At 40.8% G+C, this 12,479-nt stretch carries 11 protein-coding genes; 2 read left to right on the top strand and 9 right to left on the bottom strand.

The features are described 5' to 3' along the window. Positions 1-300 precede the first annotated feature (300 nt). From ACKWCA_RS02880 to ACKWCA_RS02860, 5 genes are all read right to left on the bottom strand, one after another. A complete protein-coding gene (locus ACKWCA_RS02880) occupies positions 301-801 on the bottom strand; it encodes a hypothetical protein (RefSeq protein WP_413976629.1) in 501 nt (166 codons plus the stop codon). Between the two features lie 422 nt (positions 802-1,223). Continuing rightward, a complete protein-coding gene (locus ACKWCA_RS02875) occupies positions 1,224-1,691 on the bottom strand; it encodes a hypothetical protein (RefSeq protein ID WP_413976628.1) in 468 nt (155 codons plus the stop codon). A gap of 205 nt (positions 1,692-1,896) precedes the next feature. Further along, a complete protein-coding gene (locus ACKWCA_RS02870; RefSeq protein WP_413976627.1) occupies positions 1,897-2,490 on the bottom strand; it encodes an acyl carrier protein in 594 nt (197 codons plus the stop codon). 127 nt (positions 2,491-2,617) lie between these two features. Beyond that, complete coding sequence (locus ACKWCA_RS02865; RefSeq protein ID WP_413976626.1) at positions 2,618-3,091, bottom strand: hypothetical protein; 474 nt, start codon at positions 3,089-3,091, stop codon at positions 2,618-2,620. A gap of 158 nt (positions 3,092-3,249) precedes the next feature. Continuing rightward, the gene (locus ACKWCA_RS02860) at positions 3,250-4,095 is read right to left on the bottom strand and encodes a DUF3800 domain-containing protein (protein WP_413976625.1); all 846 of its coding nucleotides are present in this window, start codon (positions 4,093-4,095) and stop codon (positions 3,250-3,252) included. Between the two features lie 264 nt (positions 4,096-4,359). Here ACKWCA_RS02860 and ACKWCA_RS02855 point away from each other — a divergent pair, with 264 nt between their 5' ends. Beyond that, positions 4,360-4,692, top strand: a complete 333-nt coding sequence (locus ACKWCA_RS02855; RefSeq protein WP_413977114.1) for a single-stranded DNA-binding protein — start codon at positions 4,360-4,362, stop codon at positions 4,690-4,692. 148 nt (positions 4,693-4,840) lie between these two features. Continuing rightward, positions 4,841-6,934, top strand: a complete 2,094-nt coding sequence (gene recQ, locus ACKWCA_RS02850; protein WP_413976624.1) for a DNA helicase RecQ — start codon at positions 4,841-4,843, stop codon at positions 6,932-6,934. 95 nt (positions 6,935-7,029) lie between these two features. Here the strand turns inward: recQ and flxY are convergent, their stop codons facing one another. From flxY to ACKWCA_RS02830, 4 genes are all read right to left on the bottom strand, one after another. Continuing rightward, entirely contained in the window at positions 7,030-8,316 is a 1,287-nt protein-coding gene (gene flxY, locus ACKWCA_RS02845; protein ID WP_413976623.1) for a flexirubin biosynthesis putative acyl-CoA ligase FlxY, read from the bottom strand. Continuing rightward, complete coding sequence (locus ACKWCA_RS02840; protein ID WP_413976622.1) at positions 8,316-9,992, bottom strand: C45 family autoproteolytic acyltransferase/hydolase; 1,677 nt, start codon at positions 9,990-9,992, stop codon at positions 8,316-8,318. Before ACKWCA_RS02840 ends, flxY begins: the two co-directional genes overlap by 1 nt. A gap of 70 nt (positions 9,993-10,062) precedes the next feature. Beyond that, positions 10,063-10,935, bottom strand: coding sequence for a cupin-like domain-containing protein (locus ACKWCA_RS02835; protein WP_413976621.1), 873 nt, complete (start codon positions 10,933-10,935; stop codon positions 10,063-10,065). After that, entirely contained in the window at positions 10,935-12,476 is a 1,542-nt protein-coding gene (locus tag ACKWCA_RS02830; protein WP_413976620.1) for a phytoene desaturase family protein, read from the bottom strand. Before ACKWCA_RS02830 ends, ACKWCA_RS02835 begins: the two co-directional genes overlap by 1 nt. Between the last annotated feature and the right edge of the window lie 3 nt (positions 12,477-12,479).

Genomic DNA, 12,479 nt, shown 5'->3' with positions numbered 1-12,479 from the left:
ATATCTAGGATATATTGACTGAAGAAAAATCCTCCGTCGTCAGCAAATAAATCAATCTGTTGACAAGGTAGTTCAGCGAATAATAGGTTGAAAATTTTGATCCGGACATTGAATTCCCTACATTTGGACAATGAAAAAAGGGGCTCACCGCGAAGATTACCCCTTTTCCGACGGTAATTTTTTAAAGCCCTATCCTAATGAGAGACGGCACACTTTAATTTTCTCGTCTGTTGAAGTGCTTTGAGCAATGTACGAACGTTAGTTCGGGCCTATCTCCTTAGCACAACCGTATTTTAAGCCTCACCTAGTGGGGCTTTTTATATTTATGAAAGGCTTGAATTTTTCTCTAATATCACCTTTTGAATCTAGCCATTTTTTATAACCCCAAACAAAACCTTGTGGCAGGCTAGAAATTTTTAGCTTAATCAAGCCCCTAACTTTTTTATTTTTAAAAGCATCTGAAATAACCACGGAAACTTTTCTTTTAAGCCTGTCTACGTTTTTATCTGGATAATAAGGCAACAACAGTTCCGCCATTTCTGTATTTCCTAAAAATCTTTCGTGCGTATCTAAAATGTATTGGATTTGCTTTAACCATGTTTTGTCTTTTGGGAAGGCGTCTTTTACATTACCAAATAAAGCGAATTGACCGAAACCCTTTGAATCAAAAGTTTTATAAAGTTTGAAATCCAGTTCAGGGTCTATATTGGAATATTCGTCAATAAGCCCATCGACCAGTTCAAGCTTTTTCATAAGCCTGTTTCGCTCCTTCTTTAGACTTTCTAAATCAATTAATGACATAACTATTTTTGAACACACCAAAGTTGATCAGAATAATCTTACAAAACAAGATTGGTAGTCTAGTAGTTATCAATAGTTATCAACTAATAGTGTTTCACCTTGTAAATGTTGTATTCATTGAAGGAAATCGGATTTTCATCTTTTCTTACTAACGTCCAGTAGCTTGGAAAGTCTTTTCCTTCCATAAATTCTGTGATCTTTTTAAGATTACCGAACGTACCAAATAGAATACCACGACTTTGCAAGACCTAGTTTTCTTGTCTTTTAGTTCTTTATAAATCTATTCGAGAGCAGGATGGGCTATTGCATTTAGTTCACTAGGAGAACATAAATTTGAATGTGTTCTGCTAGTTGAAAAGGGAATGGTGCCGCTTTAAGGGGGATACACCTTTTCGGGAAAAGGTTAGTCCGAACGATTATCCCTACAGGTCATACATCCAATTCATTTCGGATGCTATCCAGTATTGTCCGTCTAAATCGTTTTTGTCATAGTCACCAAACATGCCCTTGACCAATTTCAATTTATTGTTTTCAAGTTTGAACAATCCATAAAACGGGTCCTGGTACCATCTAAAGCATTTATGGCCATTCGGTTTTGAAAGCCAATTTATTTTACCCCAATATTTTAATACCGAGTTTTTTTCGACTTCTAATTTGAGAGCGATAACGTCATCGGCACCAAAACTCCGTACATTTTTATTTTCACTTGATACAAATTTGGAGTTTAATAATAGTGCAAGTAAGTACTCCAAATTACCTTTCTTATGGAGTTTAGATAAATCTACTTCACCGTTCTTGATAAACAAAGGATTTATGATTTCACCGATTTCCTCATAGAGTGCAAGTAACTTTCCGTCAGCTTGGTCGGTCCATTTCTTTTTATATCCCATTGGTTTTCGGTTTGGGTTTATGAGACGTAACGGTCTCGTACATCCGTCAGTTACGGATTAATATGCGTTGATTTTCGGTCTTGCCTGCCGGCAGGCAGGTTAGCATAGACGTTAGCAATTCCGAGTGGATTCAGCCAGTCCTGAGCGCAGTCGAAGGGTAGTCGAATCCGCCGTAATTGTGGTTACATTGTTGTAAAACGTTTTTTTAGTCAATTCCCAAATCATTTGTGAAGGAGTGATGTAATTCGATTTCGCTTATTGGCACACCAATTCTATCTTCTGTTATTCCGCAAATAATTCGCTCAACTTCGTATTTGCTTGATATTTTTTCAATGTCGATTAGTTTGTCTCGGTTTAAAGATATTGTCCAATCGACCAATTGTCCTAATGTTCCTTTTGAAACAGGTGTTGTCCGTTTAATCGTTTTGATTCCGAAAATTTTGACGTGAGAACCTAATTCTGGATTAAAGTCTAATGCTACTAAATCAGGTAATTCAAGTCCAACTTCCTTTTTTAATTGACTCCACTTTGCTTTCAGTTCCGATTGAGTAAACAATTCCGATATTTTCATATCAGGTCTTATTTCCTTTTCATTTGAAGTCAAATTCCTTAACGCTTTTCTGATTCTATAAAACACTATTTGAGTCAAACATTTATCTGTTGGACTTGTAATAATTCTACTGAAAACAATATCAGCGAAATCCTGGACCGTATAAATTTTTTCCGCTTCGGAATCCTCAATTTGTATCCCAAATTTATCCTCAATTGACATCACTAATTCGACTGAATCTAATCCCATTATTGGTTTAGTTTTATTTGTCCAAAGCTAAATCCATAAGATTTAGCGACTTTATAAATATACACAGACCTTTTAGTTTTGGCCCCAAAGTCTGCATTACGTTTAGGCATTGTTAGCAACTGCCTTTTTATCCGAACAAGGATTTAATCCGCTTGATAAAATTCACTTTACTTAGTTTTTGGACAGGATTAAAATCCACTTCGTAGGCGGTTTCTACAATTCCGTTTTTTACATTATATATTTTACCATTTTCGTCAGTCAGTTTTGGATAACAAGTAATTGTTCGCACTTTGGATTCAATTGGTATTTCAAAATCTAAGATTGCCTTTTTTATGAAGTCCTTTTCAAATCCGTTGCTTTCCAATTCTTTATTTACGATTCCTTTAAGCTTGTCCAAATATGCTAAAAGGGGTTTTATTTCAGCAACTTTTGGTTCAATTCTCTTGTTTAAGATATCTACTGAAATGTTTTTCACATTTTTGTCCCGTGCAATGAAGTTAATCCAATCCGCCATATATCCGCCATCGTAATATCCGAGTGTACTTAGATAGCTTGAAGCCAAATTATTTGGAAGTCCATTGAGATTTTTGGTTTTTGGCACTTTCTTTTTTTAGGTTGTTGCTAACGGTCTCGTATAACCGTCAGTTACGGGTTTATATGCGTTAATTTTCGGTTTATCACTGACGTTAGGAATTCCGAGTGGATTCGGACGTAGTCAAATCCGCCGTAATTGCGGTTATACATTGTTGGCAACTGTGTTTATTTCTTCTCAATTCTAATTTTTTCAACAAGTTCATCACTCAAATTTCCATTTTCATCATATTTTTTTCGCAAACTTTTATCATACTCACTTACTTTAAAATCAGTTGGATTAATAGCAACCTTTGTCAAATTGGTTAAATTAAAATCAATTTCTGAAATTAAGTTTAATAATGCTAAATCTAGTTCAGACTTCTTTTCATTCATTAATATCCATCTCATTCGGTTTATGCTAAATGCAATGAAATCTATAAATTGAATTATTGGATTTTGTTCTGATGATGCATATGTTATAATAGAATTTTCTGTTACTTCTTTTACAATATTTACAATTTGAGTTGTGTTTGGTTTTTGTCTACCCGAATCAACGAAAAATTCGGCAGGTAGTGGTAAACTATTCTCTTTTAAAAATTTCGCACATTTTTCTAATAAGAACCATAACGCCAAATCCGAATTCTTTTCGAAATTGAATCCATCGGATTTAAAATATTTTAGAAACTGCATTTTATTTCTAATAATATCATCGGAAGTTAATGATTGAACAATGATAGGTGAATTGAATTTTTTATAAATCTCTCCAAATAAAGAAAATATTTGAAGTCTTTTTTCAAGTTCAATTTTCCGAAAAACCCCTTTGCCTGAAAAAATATGAGTGAAATGAAATTCTTTAATTTTTAATTCATTTTCTAAAGCTTCACATAATTCATTTAAAATAGTTTCTATTTCTTTTCTATCATTTGGATTCAATATGACTGCAACCCAAGTTTTCCAATCTCCAGTATCGTATTTACTTTTAGATTTTTGGGATGGTGTTCCTGTATCGTCAATGAATATTCCTGTTTTCATTCGTATAGTTGCCAACAGTTAAATATAGTTCATTTTAGCTTAATGGAGCCTTCCAAATAGAAGTATTCTATTCTAGATAGTTTAGCAAATAAAATTTTAAATATCTGATTAATAAGGCTATAAAAGTTTTTAAACATTTACATTCGTATGTAAACGTATACAAATGTTTAACATACGAATACTGATTTTGATGTGCGCTAGGTTTGCAGTGTCGAAACATAAGAACTCGATAGTATCAATTGTTAACCCTTAAAAATTAGTATGATGAACGCACTTAAAAATTCAGTACAGTTGATTGGACACTTGGGTCAAGACCCAGAAATCGTAAACTTGGACAGCGGGAACAAACTCGCGAAATTTTCAGTCGCCACGAGCGATAGTTACCGAAACGCCAAAGGTGAAAAAGTAGAGGATACCCAATGGCATACTATCGTCGCATGGGGTAAAACGGCCGAGATCGTAGAAAACTACCTGGTCAAAGGAAAACAAGTGGCCGTTGAAGGCAAACTGATTCATCGATCGTATGAAACCAAAGAAGGTGAAAAAAGATATATCACCGAAATTAAATGTAATGAACTCTTAATGTTAGGGAAGTAAACCCTACCAATGGAAACGATTGAAGGGGCCATAGTCGCCCCTTCAGTGGTTGCCTTCTTCAAATTATGATTCGGGGTGGCCCCATGAAAATAGCTCATAGCGAAAAGAAAACCAGTAAGAAATCAACGAACATTCCATAACTTTACCCATGCTTACCATAGACTCGCAACAACAGCTTTTACCACTTCTTAAAACACATTTTGGGTATGATTCCTTTCGACCAAATCAGTTAGAAGTGATGACGGATGTACTTTCCAAAAAAGATGTGTTGGCGATCATGCCGACAGGTGGAGGTAAATCACTCTGCTTTCAATTGCCGGCTTTGGCCTTAGAGGGTACCGCTATTGTCGTCTCTCCATTGATTGCTCTAATGAAAGATCAAGTAGATGTACTTCGTGCCAATGGGATTGCGGCTGCATATTATAACAGTTCCCAACCTAGTGAGGTGCAACAAGAAACCTGGCAACAACTCAAAGACGGAGCGTTGAAGTTACTCTATGTCGCTCCAGAGAGTATTGCCCATTTTGATGCTGTTTTCGAGGAAATTGCCATTAGCTTATTCGCTATTGATGAAGCGCATTGTATCTCCTCTTGGGGACACGATTTTAGACCGGCCTATACGCAATTGGGGAGTTTGAAATCTAGATTTCCGGAGGTTCCTATCATGGCCTTGACCGCTACCGCCGATAAGGCTACACAAGATGATATTGTAGAGCAACTTTCGCTGGAAAATGCCTCTAGGCATTTGGCTTCCTTCAATCGACCCAATCTATATTTAGACGTTCGGCCAGGACAGAACAGGGTAAAACAGATCCTTGATTTTTTGGAAGGTCGCCTCGATGAAAGCGGAATCATTTACTGTTTGAGCCGAAAGAATACAGAGAAGCTGGCCGAAAAACTACAAAGTGCGGGCTTCGCGGCAAAAGCATACCATGCGGGAATGAACGCTGCTGAAAGAACTACGGTTCAAGAAGATTTTATCAATGACAGAACTCCCATTATCTGTGCGACCATCGCCTTTGGAATGGGAATTGACAAGAGCAATGTGCGCTGGGTCATCCATTATAACCTGTCCAAAAACCTGGAAGGCTATTATCAGGAAATCGGTCGATCTGGTCGAGATGGATTGCCTGCACATACGCTGCTGTTCTATAGCTATGCCGATGTAGTACAGCTGCGAAAGTTCATCGCCGCTAGTGAGAATGCACAAGTGCAATATGCCAAATTGGAGCGTATGCAACAGTATGCGGAAGCCCTGAGTTGCCGGCGTATTGCCTTGCTGAATTATTTTGGGGAACATATTACCGAGGGCTGTGGAAACTGTGATATTTGTAAAAGTCCCCCGACTTACTTCGATGCGACCATTTTGGCACAAAAAATATGTTCTGCAGTGGTTCGTATGAAAGAGCAGGAATCTATGGGCGTGTTAATCGATGTACTCCGTGGTGCCCAGAACGCACAGGTCTATGAAAAAGGACATCAACATATCAAGACCTACGGCACGGTAAAGGATATTTCGTGGCAAGATCTACAGCAGTATGTGATTCAATTGCTCAATCAAGGGGTTTTGGAAATCAATTTCCGCGAAAACAGCCGAATTGCATTAACCCCTCTGGCAAAAGATATTCTATATGCCAAAAAACAGGTGCAGCTCGCTATACTACAGCAGGTCGAAGAATCGGTAACCCAAAAAACCAGCTCAAGTACCAGCAAAAAAGGACTCTTTGAAAAACTACGTGTCTTACGATTGCAACTCGCTCAAGAGGAAGGGGTGCCCGCCTATGTCGTTTTTGGAGATGCAAGCCTAAAGGATATGGAGGTTAAACAACCGTTGAACCATGCCGAGTTTGCCAAAGTATCTGGAGTCGGGGAAACGAAATTGGCCAAATATGCCGATGTCTTCTTGGCCGAAATAGCGAAGCATGTTGATACAGTAAAGCCCAAAACCCCTACCCATGAACAGACTTATGCCTTGTTTCAAGAAGGATTATCTCCCGCCGAAATTGCAATGCAACGAGGATTGACCGAGAATACGATTTACAGCCATTTGTTAAAAGTGCATGCCCAGGGTGCGGAAGTCGTTCTTGAAGAATTGGTGACCTCAAAGGAACTTGAACAGATAGTAGCGGCTAAAACCGCCCTGCCGGATGCTGACGGTTTGAAAGCCTACTTCGAATTTTTTGAGGAAAAGATGCCCTATTGGAAAATCAAGATTGGCTTGTATTTAACGGATAATCAATAAAGGTCTTCGACTGCGCTCAGACTGACATTTCGAAATAGTCAAATTTGGTCACTATGTCATCCTGAGCGCAGTCGAAGGATTTCGCAGTAGTACTTTTACCTTCTATCAATTACTCCTATCGGTTTGCGCCCCAATTTAGACAACTGCAGTTGTTGGATTTCCTCTCGAGAACAGAGTTCGATAGTCGGACTAACCCTTAATTTAGAGCGGAAATGATCTCTGATTTGAGCAAGAAGTGTATCCGAGGCTTTCGGAGCGCATATCTTTATCAGGATTTCATCCGTACCGATGGCATTGTGGTAAATTTCTACGACATGGCTCTTCACTTCACTAAAGTCATTCAACAGATTACCCATCGCAGGAGGATAAAGAGTAGTGCCCTTGTACTTGATCATTTGCTTTTTACGGCCCACCACCGGACCCAAACGCAATGTATTCCTTCCGCAGCCACATGGCGTATGGTGGGCCGCTACAATATCTCCCGTTTTGAAACGTAATAAAGGCATGGCCTCGACCCCTAAGGTGGTAATGACCAATTCCCCTTCCTCGCCTGGAGGAACAGGCCGATCGTGCTCATCCAAGATTTCCGTGATGATCAATTCAGGATGATGATGCCCCCCACGCTGTTCGGAACATTCGGTAAAGGCCGTGCTCATTTCGGTGGAGGCATAGGTGGAGTACAATTCGATATTCCATTTGGATCGAATCTTTTCGGCCAGTACATTCAACGAAAAGTCTTGATTTCTGAGGGACTCCCCTATGCAGATCGCTCCTTTGATTCCGGAGGTGTCAAGCGCTATGCCATGCGCTTCTGCATATTGGATCAATTTTAAAAGAAACGATGGGACTACGATGAGATAGGTAGGCTTAAATTTTTGGATGCTGTCCCACTGCAGTTCAGGAATACCTGCCCCAACACGGACGATACCCGCGCCTAGCTTACGCACTCCTAAAAAGTAAGCGAGTCCGGCCATGAACCTACGATCTATCGTCGTCGTCAGTTGTAGAATATCATCTTCTTGAATTCCCGCACAGGCAAATGAGATGGCCTCATTATACGCCAGACGATCTAAGTCTTTATCCGTTAAACCCACGGTGACAGGCTCTCCTAAGGTTCCGGAGGTAGTCACGAAATCAATGATCTTTGATTTGGTCACACAGAAGAAATCGTCGTTGTGGTGTTGTAGTTGTTCTTTGGTCGTTACCGGGATTTTAGTCAAATCCGATAGGGTATTGATATCCGATGTACTGATTTTATGGTTTCGAAAAACACGACGATAATAGGGAGAGTTTTCGGAAAGATACGCGATAAGTTCTTTCAATTTACCTTCTTGAAAAGCTTGGATTTCTTGAGGGGTTGCCTTTTCTATTTCTGGAATCATTACTTCAGTCTTCTGCTCAATTTTCGAATCTGCTTTTCTACGCGTTCACGGTCTGGCAAAGTAGTGATTTCTTTCGATTTGGCTTCCAAAAATGCGTCTAAGGCGACCCTGTCGTATCCCTTTTCCAAATTATAGGTGCCCACAAGGTAATGCGCTTCCCAATACTCGGGGTTTAAGGCCGTAAATTCGGAAAGGAGGTCTTGTGCCAGATGCGCTTCGTTTGCAATTGCCTGTTCGATTTCATTTCGAAGTGCGCGATAGCGCTCATAGTTGCGATAGGTTTCCGTATGCAAAAAAGGATCCTCTGCAATATTCAACTCTGTCTTGGCAACTGATTTATGGACTCCCGTACGTTTGGAAAAGACTTCCTTTAGGTCATAGGCCACAAATTCCCCCATTTGGTAGGGGTTGCTCGATACCCAGACCAATAAATCCTCAGGCTGAAATACAATGCCATGATGTGCCAGCATTTGATTGAGGGCCTTTTCATTGCCATATCCGATTTCCTTTTCGGCCAGTCCCTCTCGGTTTCGGAGAATGGAGACCACGGTCTCAGGAGTAACCTTTTCGGCTTCTTCGAGCAGTTCTTCCATACGTTCATACCGGTATTGAGAATGACTTTCTAAAATATGCCGCTGATTCTTCTTGTCATCGGCATAGGCTTCGCTTTGAAAATGATTGGAGCATATCAACTGCTGGTTTGCGTTCGGTACCTCATATACGCCGAAATTTTTCGGGGCTACTTCAATGACGGCTGCTTTTTTATCCTTTGCACTTCCCACAAAAATGGATTCCGAGACAAAGACTTCCCGTTTTCGGGCAATGGCAATCGCCTCTTCGATAGTGGAAGCATATTGTAATATTTCACGGGTCACGAGCGATACCGGAGTCTTCGCGACGAGTGGGAACTGTGATTTTCCGGCATTGATGGTGACCGTTAGCCCCTGATCGTTCATTCCCGATACGACACCGATCATACCGCCCCAAGTGACCGACATGAAGTTGTATCCGTCTTCAGGCTCGATAAAAGCGACAATCTTGTTTTTGGCAAAGGCATCCCCAGCATAGAAATCAAAGTTTCGACCAATCAGCAATTTGCCATCCTTAGTATGTTCTCCCCAAGAGGCAAAAGAGGAACAGCCGACCAGTGCCAAATCTTGCAAGGCGTGTCCGATATCATGCGCTCCGTGAAAGTAGAGTACCCGCGGGTACTCTTCCGCGATATAATCATAGTCGGGAGAAGCGTATTTGGAGATGCCATAAATTTCGGTCTTGTATTGTTCATCGATGTGCAGGTAAACCTTGCGATTGAACCAGGCCAGAAATTTGCGAAGTATGTTTTGATAGCCTTTTGAAGGAACGAGCTCATCGATTTTTTTTAGGAAAACCGCCTCCTGCTGGTTGAACAGCTCTTGACTCAAAGCACCTTGGCGTAAGCCCAATTGCATGGGGTTACCCTTGACATACATTTCCCAAAGCCCTCGTTCGTTCTTGGTGATAAAATTAGGTCCTATCGTGAAGGAGGAATCCGAAAGTTGCTCGCGCTCTGGAAGTGTCGTATCATAAGCCGCAATATTCGGTCTGTTTTCGAGCCCCTTTGAAATTCCACATGCATTTAACATCAGGAATAGTCCCGAACCTACAAAAACCGTTTTAGTAATTTTTTTTATGATCATGTGTCGTGCTTTCACCGAATGGTGAGGTCGAAATACATTTACCGCTAGGTTCATCAAATCTTGAGCGTATCTAAAGACGTTTTAAATTCCGCTCCGTTCGTTTAATGGCGAGTTCATCTTTATAGTCCAGCCATTTTTGACCCCGATACTTCCGTGTAAAATTATCGAAATTCCTCATGATAAGCACATTTGACAGCATATTTAGGAAACGTTTCGGACTGCGGGGCAAGGCCCGTAAGGTCATGGAAAAGCCCCCATCAAGATATTTGATATAATGCCAATATCCGCTGGGCATGTATAGCGCATCTCCATGCTTCATTTCAGCTTGGATTCCCTTGGCATATTTCAGAGCGGGGTAGGTGTCAAAATCAGGATTGTCCATATCGATGGATTCCAGATTATGGATAGCGAACGGCACCCGGTACAGAAATTTGGTCTGTTCAGGGGAGAATAGGGTCACACGCTTATGCCCATCAAAATGAAAGTGCATACTGTCGGGTAAATCAATATCATAGTGCATGAACACTTTCGATTCCCCTCCTCCAAAAAAAAGTGCCGGCAACTTTTTGAAGAACTTCAAACCGATATCGGGATACTCGAAATCATTCAAAAGTTCGGGCATTTTTTTCAGTATTTCATAAAAGAAAATTCGGAGGTCGGTCGGTTGGGTTTTCAGGATTTCGATATAATCCGCCAGCTTCATTTCTTTTTTAGGGGCGTAGACGCTTTCATTTCCCTTGGCCGGTTCATTGTTGTATAGGGGAACGATTTGGTCGCCTGCCCTTTCTTGAATATAGTCGAGTGTCCATTTTTCGTAGGCCGGCCAGTTCTTGGTCAGGCCCGAAATAAGCACTGGTTTTTGAGGTTTGTAGTAGTGCTCGATAAAGTCTTGTTTCGAGATGTTTTCGACTCGCCGTATCGGGGCGACTGCAAATTGTCCCATTACACTATTGCTTTTTGTTTCTTCTCTCTGGTATTTATCTTATTGATAATATATTCACTGCCCAGTATTTCCGAACAGGTCACGACCCCACTTATGGTGACTCCTAAAATACCATGCATATTTAAGCTCTGTCCGGTAAAATAGAGATTGGGGATTTTGGTTCTTGCCGAAATAAAGGCTTTTAATGGATTGTTCACGTCTTTCACATACCCGTACATCGACCCTTGATTGCATCCGATATAATCGCGATAGGAAAGTGGAGTGGACGTGTGAACACTTTGTATACAAGCCCTGATATTCGGAAACTTCTTTTCCAATTCCTGAACAAACAACTCCGCTTTTTCCAGCTTGAATTGCTCATAGGTTTGGCCCCGACTGTTTTTATGGGCTACCGTATTGAAGGTATCTTCCCATTGTGCTACTTCTTCATAGCGCATGTACGTAATGGCCGTTAGTTGGTCGCCCCATTCGCCTTGGTTTTTACGAGCGCCCATGGAGAGCATATAGGTTTCGGGCCAGCTATCCTCTGTATACTCATGCGCTTTCCAGATGCTTCGATGATCCTTGAAATGATAGTAATTCTTGTTGAGGTATTTGAAGGTCTCGGGTTTCAATACAATGTGAATGCTAAAAGCCGAAATGGTACTCTCTAACTCTTGGATGCGCCTCGTATACGCTTTTCTAAAGTGCTCTTCCCCCACCAATGTTAAGGTGTGCTTTGGTTCGATGTTCGAAATGAAATGTTCACCTAAAACCACATCGCCTTTTGCCGTCTTTACCGAAACGATTTGTTTGTCAACACATTCAATATCGACTACCTCACTGTGCTTAAAGGCCTCGCCCCCGTGTTCTTTCAATTTTCTGATGAGCAGTTTGGTAATTTGACTCCCGCCATCGGCACAGCGGTAGGCACTTTCGATATAGGAGTTGCACGAAAGTGCATGCACATAAATCGGGGTTCTGTCCGGTTCCCCGGCATATAACAAGTTTGACCCACCTAATACAGCGCGGAGTTTTTCATTATCCGTAATCGAGTCGATGAAGTCTTTTGCGGACTGCTGAAAAATATCGGGATCGTTGCTATACGGTTTTCCGTTTTCGACGTTATAAAGCGGAAACTTTGTACAGATTTCTTGAAGTTTGTCACAATAGGTCTGAATGGCCTTTTCCTCATCGGGAAACCTTTCGACCAATTGCTTTCTGAAATTATCGTAGCCCTGAGCATGTGGATACTCCATGGGGTCATTGTCAAAAGTGATAATATCGAAACCATCGGTATTGAGCTGTTTGAATTCCAACCCCTCTAAAATACCAAGGTAGTCGAAATAGCGATATAGGTTTTGGCCTTCCGATAGGCCGCCGATATAATGTACCCCTGTGTCGAAAATAGTTCGTTCCCGTACAAAGGTCTGCAGGTTTCCGCCGAATTGATTGTTCTTTTCAAGTACACATACGCTGCGCCCTTCACGTGCAAGGATATTCGCCGCTACCAAGCCCCCCATGCCACTACCAATGATTACAACGTCGTAATATGTCTTCATATG

This window comes from Maribacter corallii (assembly GCF_047345415.1).
Classification (GTDB): Bacteria; Bacteroidota; Bacteroidia; order Flavobacteriales; family Flavobacteriaceae; genus Maribacter_C.
This window is presented reverse-complemented; position numbering and strand designations above follow the sequence as displayed.

Excerpts from the sequence above, each read along its gene's own strand:
- ACKWCA_RS02875 (WP_413976628.1), bottom strand. The coding sequence starts at position 1,691 with ATGGGATATAAAAAGAAATGGACCGACCAAGCTGACGGAAAGTTACTT.
- ACKWCA_RS02840 (WP_413976622.1), bottom strand. The coding sequence starts at position 9,992 with ATGATCATAAAAAAAATTACTAAAACGGTTTTTGTAGGTTCGGGACTA.
- recQ (WP_413976624.1), top strand. The coding sequence starts at position 4,841 with ATGCTTACCATAGACTCGCAACAACAGCTTTTACCACTTCTTAAAACA.
- flxY (WP_413976623.1), bottom strand. The coding sequence starts at position 8,316 with ATGATTCCAGAAATAGAAAAGGCAACCCCTCAAGAAATCCAAGCTTTT.
- ACKWCA_RS02880 (WP_413976629.1), bottom strand. The coding sequence starts at position 801 with ATGTCATTAATTGATTTAGAAAGTCTAAAGAAGGAGCGAAACAGGCTT.
- ACKWCA_RS02870 (WP_413976627.1), bottom strand. The coding sequence starts at position 2,490 with ATGGGATTAGATTCAGTCGAATTAGTGATGTCAATTGAGGATAAATTT.
- ACKWCA_RS02830 (WP_413976620.1), bottom strand. The coding sequence starts at position 12,476 with ATGAAGACATATTACGACGTTGTAATCATTGGTAGTGGCATGGGGGGC.
- ACKWCA_RS02860 (WP_413976625.1), bottom strand. The coding sequence starts at position 4,095 with ATGAAAACAGGAATATTCATTGACGATACAGGAACACCATCCCAAAAA.
- ACKWCA_RS02855 (WP_413977114.1), top strand. The coding sequence starts at position 4,360 with ATGAACGCACTTAAAAATTCAGTACAGTTGATTGGACACTTGGGTCAA.
- ACKWCA_RS02835 (WP_413976621.1), bottom strand. The coding sequence starts at position 10,935 with ATGGGACAATTTGCAGTCGCCCCGATACGGCGAGTCGAAAACATCTCG.